This window comes from Tessaracoccus sp. MC1756 (assembly GCF_014164735.1).
Taxonomy (GTDB): domain Bacteria; phylum Actinomycetota; class Actinomycetes; order Propionibacteriales; family Propionibacteriaceae; genus Arachnia.
Genome location: NZ_JACJFZ010000001.1, coordinates 589582 through 603618, shown reverse-complemented (window position 1 = coordinate 603618; position 14037 = coordinate 589582). Strand labels below are relative to the sequence as shown.

General features: G+C 68.1%; 14 protein-coding genes. All 14 read right to left on the bottom strand.

From position 1 onward, the window contains the following. Positions 1 to 34: 34 nt before the first annotated feature. The 14 genes from rpsQ to H5393_RS02655 all read right to left on the bottom strand — a co-directional run bounded on the left by rpsQ (position 35) and on the right by H5393_RS02655 (position 13884). Positions 35 to 328, bottom strand: a complete 294-nt coding sequence (gene rpsQ, locus H5393_RS02720) for a 30S ribosomal protein S17 (protein WP_076060656.1) — start codon at positions 326 to 328, stop codon at positions 35 to 37. Positions 329 to 330: 2 nt separating this feature from the next. After that, on the bottom strand, positions 331 to 561 hold the full coding sequence (gene rpmC, locus H5393_RS02715; protein WP_076060659.1) for a 50S ribosomal protein L29: 231 nt from the start codon (positions 559 to 561) through the stop codon (positions 331 to 333). Continuing rightward, positions 561 to 980: a 50S ribosomal protein L16 gene (rplP, locus tag H5393_RS02710; RefSeq protein WP_076060661.1), complete on the bottom strand. Its 420-nt coding sequence runs from the start codon at positions 978 to 980 to the stop codon at positions 561 to 563. Before rplP ends, rpmC begins: the two co-directional genes overlap by 1 nt. Before the next feature lie 2 nt (positions 981 to 982). After that, the gene (gene rpsC, locus H5393_RS02705) at positions 983 to 1792 is read right to left on the bottom strand and encodes a 30S ribosomal protein S3 (RefSeq protein WP_076060663.1); all 810 of its coding nucleotides are present in this window, start codon (positions 1790 to 1792) and stop codon (positions 983 to 985) included. Positions 1793 to 1795: 3 nt separating this feature from the next. After that, positions 1796 to 2197 carry a 50S ribosomal protein L22 gene (rplV, locus tag H5393_RS02700; protein ID WP_076060665.1) on the bottom strand — a complete coding sequence of 134 codons (402 nt, stop codon included), beginning with the start codon at positions 2195 to 2197 and terminating at the stop codon, positions 1796 to 1798. Positions 2198 to 2224: 27 nt separating this feature from the next. After that, entirely contained in the window at positions 2225 to 2506 is a 282-nt protein-coding gene (gene rpsS / locus H5393_RS02695) for a 30S ribosomal protein S19 (RefSeq protein ID WP_076060668.1), read from the bottom strand. A gap of 18 nt (positions 2507 to 2524) precedes the next feature. Then, positions 2525 to 3361, bottom strand: a complete 837-nt coding sequence (rplB, locus tag H5393_RS02690) for a 50S ribosomal protein L2 (RefSeq protein ID WP_182763783.1) — start codon at positions 3359 to 3361, stop codon at positions 2525 to 2527. 28 nt (positions 3362 to 3389) lie between these two features. Continuing rightward, positions 3390 to 3701, bottom strand: a complete 312-nt coding sequence (gene rplW / locus H5393_RS02685; protein ID WP_182763784.1) for a 50S ribosomal protein L23 — start codon at positions 3699 to 3701, stop codon at positions 3390 to 3392. Beyond that, a complete protein-coding gene (rplD, locus tag H5393_RS02680; RefSeq protein ID WP_076060672.1) occupies positions 3698 to 4435 on the bottom strand; it encodes a 50S ribosomal protein L4 in 738 nt (245 codons plus the stop codon). The genes rplW and rplD overlap by 4 nt, the downstream gene beginning before the upstream one ends. Continuing rightward, positions 4432 to 5088, bottom strand: a complete 657-nt coding sequence (gene rplC, locus H5393_RS02675) for a 50S ribosomal protein L3 (protein ID WP_076060674.1) — start codon at positions 5086 to 5088, stop codon at positions 4432 to 4434. The genes rplD and rplC overlap by 4 nt, the downstream gene beginning before the upstream one ends. 11 nt (positions 5089 to 5099) lie before the next feature. Next, positions 5100 to 5411, bottom strand: a complete 312-nt coding sequence (rpsJ, locus tag H5393_RS02670) for a 30S ribosomal protein S10 (RefSeq protein ID WP_040284687.1) — start codon at positions 5409 to 5411, stop codon at positions 5100 to 5102. A 350-nt stretch (positions 5412 to 5761) separates the two neighbouring features. After that, entirely contained in the window at positions 5762 to 8722 is a 2961-nt protein-coding gene (locus tag H5393_RS02665) for a glycoside hydrolase family 2 TIM barrel-domain containing protein (protein ID WP_182765407.1), read from the bottom strand. Between the two features lie 263 nt (positions 8723 to 8985). After that, positions 8986 to 11562: a glycoside hydrolase family 101 beta sandwich domain-containing protein gene (locus H5393_RS02660; RefSeq protein WP_182765406.1), complete on the bottom strand. Its 2577-nt coding sequence runs from the start codon at positions 11560 to 11562 to the stop codon at positions 8986 to 8988. A gap of 33 nt (positions 11563 to 11595) precedes the next feature. Then, complete coding sequence (locus H5393_RS02655; protein WP_182765405.1) at positions 11596 to 13884, bottom strand: sulfatase-like hydrolase/transferase; 2289 nt, start codon at positions 13882 to 13884, stop codon at positions 11596 to 11598. Positions 13885 to 14037: the final 153 nt, after the last annotated feature.

Sequence of the window (14037 nt, the reverse complement as noted above, 5' to 3'; positions counted from 1 at the left end):
GTGAGGGGGCGGGCCAATGTATGCGAACGGTGCCTTACTTGGCGCGCTCGATGATCTCAACCAGACGCCAGCGCTTCTGCGCCGACAACGGGCGGGTCTCCATGACGCGGACGCGGTCGCCGATACCGGCTTCGTTGTTCTCGTCATGGGCCTTCAGACGGGAGGTCTTGTTCATGACCTTGCCGTACAGCGGGTGCTTCACGCGATCTTCGACGACGACGACGATGGTCTTGTCCATCTTGTCGGAGGCGACGATGCCGGTGAGCACCTTGCGGCGGTTACGGTCCTCGACCACAGGGGTCTCGGAGGGGGTGGTGGAATCAGTCATGGTCACTTCTCCTCAGCGGGCTCGTCCACGATGCCGAGGTTGCGTTCCTGCAGCACGGTGTAGATGCGGGCGATGTCCTTGCGGACGTTGCGCAGCCGGCTGCTCGACTCCAGCTGGCCGGTGGCCGCCTGGAACCGAAGACCGAACAGTTCCTCCTTGAGCTCAACTACCTTGGCGTTGAGCTGGTCACGCGACAGACCACGCAGGTCGTGTGCGGCGAGAGACTTACTCATCAGTTGTCACCTGCTTCGCGCTTGATGAAGCGTGCCTTGAAGGGCAGCTTGTGGATGGCCAGACGCATGGCCTCGCGGGCGACATCTTCAGTAACACCGGAGAGTTCGAAGATGACCCGACCGGGCTTGATGTTGGCGATCCACCACTCGGGGGAACCCTTGCCGGAACCCATGCGGGTTTCGGCCGGCTTCTTGGTCAGGGGGCGGTCCGGGTACACATTGATCCAGACCTTACCGCCACGCTTGATGTGACGGGTCATGGCGATACGAGCGGCCTCGATCTGACGGTTGGTCAGGTACGAGGGTTCGAGCGCCTGAATGCCGAAGTCACCGAAGGCGAGCTTGGTGCCGCCCTTGGATGCACCGCTCCGCTTGGGGTGGTGCTGCTTACGGAACTTGACGCGACGAGGAATCAGCATGCTCAGGCTCCTGCGTTCTCAGTTGCGGGCGCAGCCTCAGCCTGGGCTGCGTCGGCGCGACGGCGACCGCCGCGCTCGGGACGGTCACCGCGACCTTCGCCGCGTGCCGGGCGACGGCCCGGACGCTGCTGACGGCCAGCGGGGGCGGCCTGACGGGCAGCCTTCTGAGCGGCGCGCTCGGCGCGGGTGCCGGCGACGTCGCCCTTGTAGATCCACACCTTCACGCCGATACGGCCGAACTGGGTGCGGGCCTCGTAGAAGCCGTAGTCGATGTCTGCGCGGAGGGTGTGCAGCGGCACCTGGCCGTCGCGGTAACCCTCGGAGCGGGACATTTCAGCGCCACCGAGACGACCGGAGCACTTGATGCGGATACCCTTGGCGCCCGCACGCATGGCGGTCTGCTGGGCACGACGCATGGCGCGACGGAAGGCGACACGGGCGCCGAGCTGTTCGGCGACACCCTGGGCGACGAGCTGCGCATCGATCTCGGGGTTCTTGACCTCGAGGATGTTCAGCTGGATCTGCTTGCCGGTCATCTTCTCGAGCTCAGCGCGCGTCTTCTCCGCCTCGGCGCCGTTACGGCCGATGACGATGCCCGGACGGGCGGCGTGCAGGAAGATGGTCACGCGCTCGGAACGACGCTCGATCTCGATCGACGAGATGCCGGCGCGCTCGAGGTTCTTCGTCAGGAACTCGCGGATCTTGACATCCTCGCCCACGAGCTCCGCGTACTGCTTGTCGCTGTACCAACGGGTCTTGTGGTCGGTGGTGATGCCCAGGCGGAAGCCATGCGGGTTGATCTTCTGGCCCATGACTCAGGCTCCCTTCGTCTCGCGGGGTTCGACAACCACGGTGATATGCGATCCACGCTTGAGGATGCGGCTGGCCGAACCCTTGGCGCGGGGGCGGATCCGCCGGAGGGTGACGCCCTCGTCGACGAATGCTTTGGAGATGTACAGGTCGTCAGACCGCAGGGCCTCAGCCGACTCCGCGTTGGCCACGGCCGAAGCCACAACCTTGAAGACCGGCTCGGAAGCGGCCTGCGGGGCGAACTTGAGGGCGACGAGGGCGTCCTTGACGTCCATGCCGCGTACCAGGTTGACGACGCGACGGACCTTCGTGGGGCTCATCCGGACGTGCCGCGCGATGGCGAACGAGCCAGGACGATCCCCGAGCAGGTTCTCGCGACGACGGCTGTTGCCGTTTTCGTTGCTCATTGTTGAATCAGTTCCTTATCTCGCGCCTCAGCGGCGACGGGCCTTCTTGTCGTCCTTCACGTGACCCCTGAAGGTACGCGTCGGAGCGAACTCGCCCAGCTTGTGACCGATCATGGACTCGGTGACGAACACCGGGACGTGCTTACGGCCGTCGTGCACCGCGATGGTGTGCCCGAGCATGTCGGGAATGATCATCGAACGGCGCGACCAGGTCTTGATGACGTTCTTGGTGCCCTTCTCGTTCTGAACGTCCACCTTCTTCTGCAGGTGGTCGTCGACGAAGGGGCCCTTCTTCAGGCTGCGTGGCATATTTCTTCAGGCTCCCTATCAGCGCTTCTTACCGGTCTTGCGACGGCGGACGATCAGGCGGTTGCTCGCCTTGTTCTTGCTGCGGGTGCGGCCTTCAGGCTTGCCCCACGGCGAAACCGGGTGACGGCCACCGGACGTGCGGCCTTCGCCGCCACCATGCGGGTGGTCGTGCGGGTTCATGACAACACCGCGGACGGTCGGGCGGACGCCCTTCCAACGCTTGCGGCCTGCCTTGCCCCAGTCGATGTTGGACTGCTCGGCGTTGCCGACCGCGCCGATGGTGGCGCGGCAGCGGACATCGACCATGCGCATTTCACCCGACGGCATACGCAGCGTGGCGTACTTGCCTTCACGGGCGACCAACTGGATGGCGGAACCGGCGGAACGGCCCAGCTTGGCGCCACCACCGGGACGCATCTCCACCGCGTGCACCGTGGTGCCGACGGGGATCTGACGCAGCTCCAGGTTGTTGCCCGGCTTGATGTCGGAGCCATCCCCAGCGGAGATGACGACGCCCTGCTTCAGGCCGGCCGGCGCGATGATGTAGCGCTTCTCGCCGTCGGCGTAGTGCAGCAGCGCGATGCGAGCGGTGCGGTTGGGGTCGTACTCGATGTGAGCGACCTTGGCCGGTACGCCGTCCTTGTCGTAGCGCTTGAAGTCGATCAGGCGGTAGGCCTGCTTGTGTCCACCACCGATGTGACGGGTGGTGATACGACCGGAGTTGTTACGACCACCGGTCTTCGGCTTGGCGACGAGGAGCGACTTCTCCGGCGTGGAGCGGGTGAGCTCGACGAAATCGGACACACTCGAGCCGCGACGGCCCGGCGTAGTCGGCTTGTACTTACGGATACCCATGAAGTTTCAGTTCCTTCTCTAGTTCCGGTCAGCCAACCGGCCCGGCGAAGATGTCGATGCTCTGACCCTCGGCAACGGTGACGATCGCGCGCTTGGTGTCGGCGAGCTTTCCGGTGCCGTAGCGGGTGCGACGACGCTTGCCCTGACGGTTGAGGGTGTTCACGGACACGACCTTGACACCGAAGATGGCCTCAATGGCGATCTTGATCTCGGTCTTGTTCGCGTCGGGCGAGACGACAAAGGTGTACTTGCCGTCGTCGAGCAGGTTGTAGCTCTTCTCGCTCACCACGGGACGCAGGATGACGTCGCGGTGATCACGGATCTTCAGCGCTGTCGTCACTTGTCCTTCTCCTCAGTGTTGTCGGCCTTCTTGGCCTTCTTCGCCTTGGGCGCCTCTTCGACAGCGGCTTCCTCAGCGACGGGCTCTGCCACCGCGTAGTCCTCGTTCTTGTCCGCGACGAACGCGGCAAGAGCGGCGGAGGTGAACACGATCTTGTCGTTGGCCAGCACGTCGTAGGTGTTGAGCTGGTCAACCGCGATCAGGTGCAGCGACGGGACGTTGCGCAGGCTCAGCCAGGCGTTGTCCTCGAAGCGGTCCAGGACGACGAGCGCCTTGCGGATGTCGCCGGCGACCTTGGTCAGGCCTGCGAGTGCCACCTTCGTCGACGGCTTGTCACCGGCGATCTCGGAGATGACGTAGACCTCGCCGTCACGGGCGCGGTCCGACAGGGCGCCACGGAGGGCGGCCGCAATCATCTTCTTGTTGGTGCGCTGGGCGTAGCTGCGCGGCGTGGGGCCGTGGACAACGCCACCGCCGGTCCAGATCGGGGAGCGACGCGAGCCGTGGCGGGCACGACCGGTGCCCTTCTGACGCCAGGGCTTTGCGCCACCGCCGCGAACCTCGCCGCGGGTCTTGGTGTCGTGCGTGCCCTGACGGGCCGCGGCCAGCTGGGCCACGACGACCTGGTGGATCAGGGGAATGTTGGTGTTCGCGTCGAACAGCGCGGCGGGGAGGTCGGCCTTACCGGCCTTCTTGCCCTTGGCGTCCATGACGTCGATGGTCAGATCGCTCATGCTGCGTCACCCTTCCTAGCTGCGGTGCGGACGACGACGAGGGACCCGTTGTTACCGGGGATGGCGCCGCGCACGATGAGCAGGCCACGTTCCGCGTCGACGGCGTGGATCTTCAGGTTCTGCACGGTCACCTTGGCGTTGCCCATGCGGCCCATCATGCGGGTGCCCTTGAAGACACGGCCGGGGGTGGCGCAGCCACCGATGGAGCCGGGGGCACGGTGCTTGCGGTGCACGCCGTGAGAGGCCTTGAGGCCGGAGAAGCCGTGGCGCTTCATGACGCCCGCGGTGCCCTTGCCCTTGGTGGTGCCGGTGACATCGATGAACTCGCCGTCGGCGAAGAGTTCAGCGGTCAGTTCCTGACCGAGCTCGAACTCCGACGCGTCGGCGGTGCGGATCTCCAGCAGATGCTTGCGGGGCGTCACATCAGCCTTGGCGAAGTGGCCAGCGGCAGGCTTGGTCACGTGCTTGGCCTTGATGGCGCCGAAGCCGAGCTGCACGGCGTTGTAGCCGTCAACCTCGGGGGTGCGAACCTGGGTCACGACGCAAGGGCCGGCCTGGATCACGGTCACGGGGACGACCTTGTTGTTCTCGTCCCACAGCTGGGTCATGCCGAGCTTGGTGCCCAGGATGCCCTTCACGATTCGTTCACTCATTTCAGCAGACCTCACGGAAGCTTGATCTCGATGTCGACACCCGCAGGCAGGTCAAGACGCATCAGCGAATCGACTGTCTTCGGCGTGGGATCGAGGATGTCGATCAGACGCTTATGCGTGCGCATTTCGAAATGCTCACGGCTGTCCTTGTACTTGTGGGGCGAACGGATGACGCAGTACACGTTCTTCTCCGTCGGCAGCGGCACCGGGCCGGCCACCTTCGCACCCGTGCGAGTCACGGTGTCGACGATCTTGCGCGCCGAGCTGTCGATGACCTCATGGTCATACGCCCGCAGCCTGATGCGGATCTTTTGTCCAGCCACAGTCGTTCCTAACTTCTCTTGCCCTTTGGAAATTTCAAGTTCCTGCGGGGTAAAACCCCTTGTCACTCCGTACCACGCGGCCGGGAGTGTCGGCCATTTCGTCTCAACTCAAGCGGCCCTCCCAGGAGGGTGAACCTCATTGATTTGCGCCGCCCGGACCCAGTGATGGATCCAGCTGCCCGACTCCGTTCCAGAGATGTCCCGCAGCGCAGACACGCCACCGAACTCCTCGCGGAGCAACCTGACTATTTAAGCACGCCTCCGGGACACGTCCAAATCGGGGGTGTCCGAAACGCTCCGGGTCTGTGCGGGCGCTCCCCGCACAGACCCAGGTGTCGCCCTGCGGAGCGTCAGAGGTGGAAGCGCAACGCCCACTGCGCGGCGCGCGGGCGCAGCTGGTACTCGGGTCGGACGTCGGGCCCACACGACCGGCCGCCGAGGCCCTGCTGCTGCGCGTCCAGGTATAGATGGGTACCCGCCGACGGGGCCAGCTCGTGGGGATGCGTGGCAGCCGTGACCTGGTGGACGTCGTGCGCCCGCAGGGTGAAGCCGGGCAGCTCGCCCGCCACCGGTTCCGCGGAGACGGTCATCCCCAGCTCCGGCAGCGTCAGTTCCCGCAGGTCGCTGCGATGGCCGCTCTCCTGCGGGACCGCGTAGTCGACGACGAGGTCCTCGATCGCCGAGTCGAACCGTCCGACATAGGCCGCCGCGTGGGAATCGGCATAGTTCTCCGCCGGGCCGGTGCCGAACCACTCAGCTCGCCCCAGCCCCTCGGGGAGGGTGAAGTGCAGGCCCACGCGGGGCCAACCGCCCGTCCAGCCCGCCGTCGGCAGGGCGGAGGCATCCAAGCGGAGGCCGTGGTCGTCCAACGTCCAGACCAGTTCGACAGTGACCGCCCGTTGCGTCGCCGCCGGGGCGTAGCGGTGCAGCATGGTCACCGACCCCGGCGCGGTGCGCACGGCGACGACGCGCCGCTGCAGCCTGTCCAGACCGGCTGCGCGCCACTGCTTCTCCCAGGCGGGCCGGTCCGCGACGACATGCCGCGCGACGGCGGGCTCCTCCTCCGCATAGGAATAGAAGCCGTCCAGCCGGTCGTTCTCGGTGGGGGCGCGCCACAGCTCGAGGCGTGGGCCCACCACGGCGCGGCCACCGATGGACATGAGGTCGCCGGTGCGCGCGTCGAAGCGCCCGGGACCCAGCGTCAGCACACCGTCCTCGACGAGGGGGAGTTCGGCGGAGACGAGCGGGCGCAGGGCGGGGGGTGCGTCTGCCAGCAGGACCTGGCCCCGGCTGACCACGTGCCCCTCCCCCGCCCACCCGTTGTCGCCCGCCAACACGGCCTCGACTGTGCGCCACAGTTCACCGTCGCGCGGCTCGAAGCCGGGCAACGAAACGACCGCGAGGGCGCCCGGGGCGAGCGCGTCGACCTTCAGCTCGCCGGAGCCGATCTGGCGCCCGTCGAGTTCGTCGCGCCAGACGAACCGCAGGTCCGCAGTGTCGCCGGCGTGGCGGCGGTTCTCGATCCACGCCTCGCCTGCGGTGACGTGCAGCTTGATGGGTGTGATGACGGCCGCGTACTCGGCGAGCATCGGGCTGGGGGTGCCGTCGGAGAGCAGCATGCCGTCGGTCACGAACGAGCCGTCGTGGAGGGGCTCGCCGAAGTCGCCGCCGTAGCCGAAGAACTCCTGCCCGTCAGCGGTGCGGGTGCGCAGACCGTGGTCGCGCCACTCCCAGACGAAGCCACCGTGCCACTGCGGGAGCTTGTCGAACAGCTCCTCGTAATCCGCCAACCCGCCCGCCCCGTTGCCCATGGCGTGGGCGTATTCGCACAGGATCATCGGCCTCGCGGCGAGCGCCGCGGCTCGCCCCGGCGAGCCGAACCTGTTGTGTCCGAGGCCCGCGGACAGGTCCTCCATCTCTTCGAGCGAGGGGTACATCCGAGAGACGACATCGGTGTAGCGACCCTCGAAGTCGGGCTCATAGTGCACGGGGCGCTCAGGATCCCGACGGCGGAGCCACGACGCCATCGCCGCGGCGTTCTGGCCGGTCCAGGACTCGTTGCCCAACGACCAGGCGATGATCGACGGGTGGTTCTTGTCGCGCTCGAAGAACCGCTCGATGCGGTCGAGGAGTGCAGCACGCCACCGTGGGTCGTCGGTGGGGTTGTCGACCCACCCGTCCATTTCGAAGCCGTGCGTCTCCAGGTCATTCTCCGCGATCACCCACAGGCCGATCTCGTCGGCCAGGTCCAGCAGCCGCGGGTGCGGTGGGTAATGCGCGGTGCGCAGCGCGTTGATGTTGTGCCGCTTCATGAGGCGGAACTGGTCGCGTACGGCGTCCTCGTCGAAGACGCGGCCGTGGTCCGGGTCGTAGTCGTGGCGGTTGACGCCGCGCAGCCGGAGCTTGCGTCCGTTGACGCGCCACTCGTGCCCGACGATCTCGATGCGGCGGAAGCCGACGCGGAGGCTGCGGGTCTCGGCGTCGTTGGCGACCTCGGCGTCGTACAGGGTGGGGCGGTCGGCACTCCAGGGGGCCACCTCGCCCACCTCGATGACGGCCACGTCCCGGGCCGATGCGAAGGTGGTCTCCACCCCCAGCGCCGCGACGCGCACGGTGATCGGGTAGGCCGCGTCGGCGGCCCGCAGCTCTGGGAGGAGGCGGCCATGACCGGTGGCGGGGTCGAAGTCGGCCCGGAGCCACACGTCGTCGATCCCCGCCGCAGGACGCGCGAGCACGGCGACCGGGCGGAAGATGCCGGGCAGCCACCACTGGTCCTGATCCTCCAGGTAGCTGGCGGCGGACCACTGGTGCACGCGCACGTGCAGTACGTTGACGCCCGGCCGGGCCTGTTGCGTGACGTCGAGTTCCTGGGTCAGGCGGCTGCCACGCACGACGCCCACCTCGACCCCGTTCAGCGACACGATCGCCAGCGACTCGACGCCGTCGAAGCGGAGGTGGACCCTTTCGCCGAAGTCCCCCTCGAGCTCGAACGTGGTGCGGTAGTCGCCGGTGGGGTTCTCGTCGGGCACGAACGGCGGGTCCACCGGGAAGGGGTAATTGATATTGGTGTAGGCCGGCCTGCCCCACTCCTCGCGCCCCTGCAGCACCCAGTGCGAGGGCACCGCGATGCTGTCCCAGCCCGAGTCGTCGAAGTCGACCGCCGCTGCCCCCTCCGGCGCCAGGTCCGGGCGGGCGGCGAAGTGGAACCTCCAGGTGCCGCTGAGGTCGAGCTCACCCGCCGTCGACGCGATGCGCGCGCGCGGCTGTACGCGCTCGCCTGATCCGGGGGAATACGACGTGATCTCGGACATGCAGGACCTCTCGGTGCCGGGTTGGAGGGGACAATCCACCCTAGTGCCCGGCTCGGGAAGCGCCAGTGGACAACCGAAGGCGCGGGCAAATGCTCAGCGTGTGGGCTCAGTTCGTGAGGCGCGAGCAGACGCGGCCCAGCGGAGGGACCCGGCGATCCTGGCAGGGCCCGATTTCAGTGCTGGATGTGGCGCCGAGGACGGCAACAAACCGAGCAGTGAAGCAAGCTCATGCCGCACGCGGGCGCGCCCGGCTCAGGTGAGGGTCAGCCGCGCTTCTCGGGGCCTCCGAACATCACGATGTTGTTGAACACCCACTGGTTACTCTGCGAGAAGGTGTACCCACCCGCAGCCTTTGCGGTTGCGGCATACACCGTCGTCGTCGTGTAGGAACGACACGCGCCCCTGCCCGTGGCGGCAGTGTCACACTCGGTCCGCCACTGGCGGCCGCCGGAGGTGAACAGCCCCTTGGTGGTGGAGCCCGGATCGCCCAGCGGGTTGCCCTTCCAGGCCTCCCGCGTCATGAACGGCAGATACGTCAAGTTGTTGAACGCCCACCCCGACTTCCGGACGAACGCGCCGTTCTCGACCTTGACCACCGTCGCCCAGATCTCCGTGCGGCAGCGCTCCGCCTGCGAATACGGTTCGCACACGGTGTTCCAGTCGCGGCCGTTGATCCCCTTGTGCAGCCCGGCCAGGGTGTAGGGCGCGGTCCGCACGAACTTCGCGGGGGTGGTCGACGTGGGCGTGGGCTCGGGCGACGGGCTGGTGGGCGGCGTCGGGACGGCCTTCGGCGACACGGTGATGGTGAAGCCGGCCGTGGCCGTGAGCCCTGCGGCGTCGCGCGCCGTCACGCTCACGGTGTACGTGCCGGCCTTCGTCGGAGTGCCGGAGATGACCCCGGTGGAGGGGTCCATGGCCAGACCCTCGGGAAGTCCCTGCGCCGCATAGATGAGTGGTCCCCCCTCGGGGTCTGTGGTCTGCACCGTGATGGTCACGGCCGCGCCCACCTTCGCCGAGGTGTTCGCGACGGTGAAGCCGGCCGGGGGCAGGCTCTCGCCCGCCGGCGCCTCGGAGGCCGGGAACAGGACGTAGGCGGTGGCGGGCTGCGCCACGATGGCGAGCTGTCCGCCGGTGGGCGTCACGGTGCCCACCTTCGCGCGGCCCTCGTCCGTCAGCCTGAACAGGGTCAGGGAGGGTTGGTTGAGCCACGCATCCGTCAGCTGCCAGGTGGTGGTGCCACCGGCGGGGTTGTAGTGGTAGAGCCGGTCCGGACCCACGTCGGTCCACTCCGCGCCGCCGTCGTGCCAGGGCAGCAGGTAGGCGCCATCCTTGGCGACGGTGGCGCCGTCGAAACGCACCTCGGTGGCGGTGGCGACGGTACCGTTGGCGAACGCAGCCTCGGCACCGGTGCGCCTGGTGAGGGCGGAGCGCTGCAGGAACTTGGCCGGCAGGTTGGTCTCCCACACCGCCGACATGAAGCCGGCGTCACCCTCGGCGACCTCCTGTGCCGCGCCCAGGATCGGGTCGTCGTCCCAGCCGTCACGCAGGCCGTTGAACACGAAGCGGATGACGTCGGAGTCCCTGCCCGGGTTGACGGTGGGACGTGTGGCGACCACCCAGCCCTGCTCCTGGAGGGCGGCGTTCAGCAACTGCGCGGCAGGATCGTCGAGTGCCTCGTCGAAGGAGAGCGTGTCCACGTTGAGCGGGCCAGAATCCCACAACTCCTGGTAGCCCGCTGCCAGGCCCGGGACGGGGGTCGCCGCGCTGACGTCGTAGCCGAAGGTGGTGTTCAGCGACACACCCTCGTCAGAGAGGGCGGTGAGGTCGTCGGTGGTGGCGGGATCTGGCGCCGCCACCCCGGTCAGCACGACGCGCTGGCCGAGGTTCTCGGTGGCGGCCGAGAGCCGCCGGGTGGCTGCACGGATGTCGGCGGCGGCGCCGGACGGGGCGCGGACGATGACCTCATCGGCCACCTCCTCCGCACCGTTGCCGAAGTCCAGCACCCGCCCGGCGGCAACACCCGCGTCCTGCCAGTCGACGGCGCCGTCACCGTTGGCGTCCCTGGCGAGCTCGACCTCGACGTACGGGTCTGCGCCGCCCTGGCCGATGCCTGACCACGTGCCCGCCCACAGCGATCCCAGCGGTTGGGTATCGCCGGACCGGATCCGGCGTTCCCAGCGGCTGTTCGCATCGGCGCCGGTGGCGTTGGTCCCGAAGGCTGCCGCCAGGTTCGACTCGTGCGCCAGCGCGAGCCACGAGCCGGCTACCGCTCCAGGAGCAGCGTCGGTCAGCTTCTCGTAGGTGTCTCCGCCGGCCCGGCCCTCCACCGCCACGCGTGCGGTGGTCAACTGGGCGGCCGGGTCGGAGCCGTCGAGCGTCACCAGGTCGTGGTTGGGGATGCGGAGACTCTTGACCACGGCCCCGGGATCTTCCAGGTCCGTGAGCGTGAACCGCAGCCTCTGGCCAGAAATCTCCGCCACCACCGTCAACGAGACGCCGGTCAGGTTGGGGAAAGACAGGGCATAGGACGCGCTCCTCCTGTCGTGCGCCACGACGGGGTCCGCAACGGTCACGGGCTGGCCGGCGCCGTTGACCTCGACGGTCGTGAGTGCCGCTCCGAGGCGGCCGGCCAACTGGTCGTCGCCGAGGCGGTAGTCCACCACCTGGGGGAAATCGGGGTGCAGGCGGACCTTGAAGTCGTAGTCCTGCAGTTCGATGGCGCCGGCGGGCACCACCACGGCCGGGTCGCTGTGGGCGAACTGACCGCTGAGGGTCACGCCGCCCACGGAGAGGGCCGCGGCGGTGATCATGGAGGCGATGCGGTGCTTCTTCAACAACATGTCGATCTCAATCCTTCTCAAATGCTCGGGCACTCAGCGCCAGAACTCGATCTCGCGCACCACGAAGTGCTGGCCGCTGGCCTCGTAGGTGCCGGGCGTCTCGAGCCGGACGTGGGTGGCCGTCCCGGGCGCGAAGGTGATCGTGCTCCACGTCGACCCCGCGCTTCCGCCGATCGCGTACTCCTGGGTGGCGACGGTGGTCCAGTTGGTGCCGTCCCCGGAGACCTTCACGTCCAGCGTCCGGGGACGCTCCGTGTCGCTGCGGAGCAGGAACCGCACCTGGGCCACCGTGACGGCGGTCGGCGCCTGGGCCTGGATCCAGTGGGGCGGCGCGGCGTGCGACGGCGTCCACTGGCTGTGCCAGAAGGTGTCGGTGTTGCCGTCGAAGGCGTGCTCAGGGCGCCCGCCCCGGCCGTTCCCGGAGAGGTCTGTGGAGGAACTCGCCGTGAACGTCCAGCCCGTGGTGGGCACGCGCACCGGATCCTCCAGCGGCGGCGTGGAGGCCACAACGCTGGCCGTCGCCGTCGCCGTCGCCACCTCACGGTGGCCGACGAGGTGCTTCGCGGAGGCGGTCAGTTGCTGCGCGCCAGAGGCCGCCGCAGGGACCGTCACCTGGAAGACGAACTCCCGGCTGCCGCCCGGGTGGATCGCCGCCCGGCTGCGTCGCGGCGCCTGCACCGTCCAGCCGGCAGGGGCCTCCAGGTGCAGCTCAACGCGGGTGTACGGCTTCTCGCCGTGGTTGTCGAAACGGACCGCTACCTGCGCCGTCTCGCCCGGCGGTAGGTAGGCCGGCGGGTCGATGACGAGGCCATTGACGCTCCACTTCTCCCGTGCCACGGTGGGCTCGGTCCATTCCTGCTTCATCAGGGCGAGCATGGAGACCGCGAGCGACGGGTTCTCGGCGGCGACGTTGACATTTTCGCCGAGGTCGGTGGCCAGGTGGTAGAGGCGGAAGTCCCACTGGTCGTCGGCGACGGTGCGGTCCTTGGCCGGTGCGAACCGGATCGCCTTCCAGTCGCCGTGCCGCACCGCCTCGGCGGCCCGGGTGACGGAGCCGCCCTCTGCCGCGTTGGCGCGCGAGGTGGCATAGGGCTCGACCCGCCACCAGTACAGGGGCCGCTCCCGGAGCGGCCTCCCGTAGTCGCTGCTGCTCGACGTGGAGGCGTCGAACGTGCTGCGGATGGAGCCGCCGTCGATGAACGGCGGAACCGGGGCACCGGCGAGGTCGGCGAGCGTCGGCAGGATGTCCCAGAACGCCAGCGGCTGTGAGACCTCGCTACCGGCGTTGCTGCCCATGTAGCCGGGCGCCCAGATGATGGCCGGTGTCCGGATGCCGCCTTCGTGAAGGTTGCGCTTGTAGCCGCGCAGCGGCCCGTTCTCGTCGAAGAAATCAGGGTTGAGCGGGATGCCCGCGTGCGAGGCCTCCTCATGGGGACCGTTGTCGGAGAGGAAGATCACGATGGTGTCGTCGGTGATACCGTGCTGCTCGAGCTTCGCGACGATCTGACCGACGTGGCCGTCCATGCGGGTGATCTGGGCGGCGTGAGCCTTCTCGCCCTCCCCCCACGGTTCGTTCGCGTAGGGCCCGTAGTCCGGCACCTGTTGCGGGGAGTGGGGGATGTTCGTGGAGACCAGCACCATGAACGGCTTGTCCCTGTTGGCGTCGATGAACTCGAGAGTCCGATCGGTCACCAGATCCGGCGCGTAGGCGCCGTTGGCGCCGTTGTAGTTCTCGGGGATCTCGACCCGGGTCTGGTTGTGCCAGAGATAGGTCGGGTAGTACTGGTGCGCGTGGATGTGGGTCAGGTAGCCGAAGAACTCGTCGAAGCCCTGGAGATTCGGGTGGCCGTGGTGGCCAGGCGCATCCGGCGAGAAGCCCCACTTGCCGAACAGCGCCGTGGTGTAGCCCCGTGACTGGAGGAGGTGACCGAAGGTGACCTCGTCCGGCAGGAACGGGTCGTCGACCGAGGTGGTGGGGTTCTGCCGGACGGTGGCGTGGCCCGTGTGCATGCCCGTCAGCAGCGTGCAGCGCGACGGCGCGCAGACGGCGGCGCCGGCGTAGAAGTCGGTGTAGCGCACCCCTTCGGCCGCCAATTTGTCGAGGACGGGGGTCTTGATCTGTTGTTGCCCGTACGAGCCGAGCGTGCCGTAACCCAGGTCGTCGGCGAGCACGAGCACCACGTTGGGCGACCTGCGGCCGGATGACGCCGCCTGCGCGCTCGTCGACCTCCAGGCCGCACCCGCGAACGCCGCAGCGCCCATGGCGCCACCTCCTGCCGCCAGGAACGCCCTCCTGTTGAACGGTGCTGTGTGACCCTGCATCGATCCTCCTTGATCCGACTGCGCAAACTCGGGCCATCCAAGCACCCCGTTCCGGGCCATCTCCGCGGACGGAGTCCAAGTGCGCAATCGCGGCGCGCGCATCCCGATGCGCCGCCCCGGGCAGTCGGGCACAGCGGGCTGAACCCCTCGTCG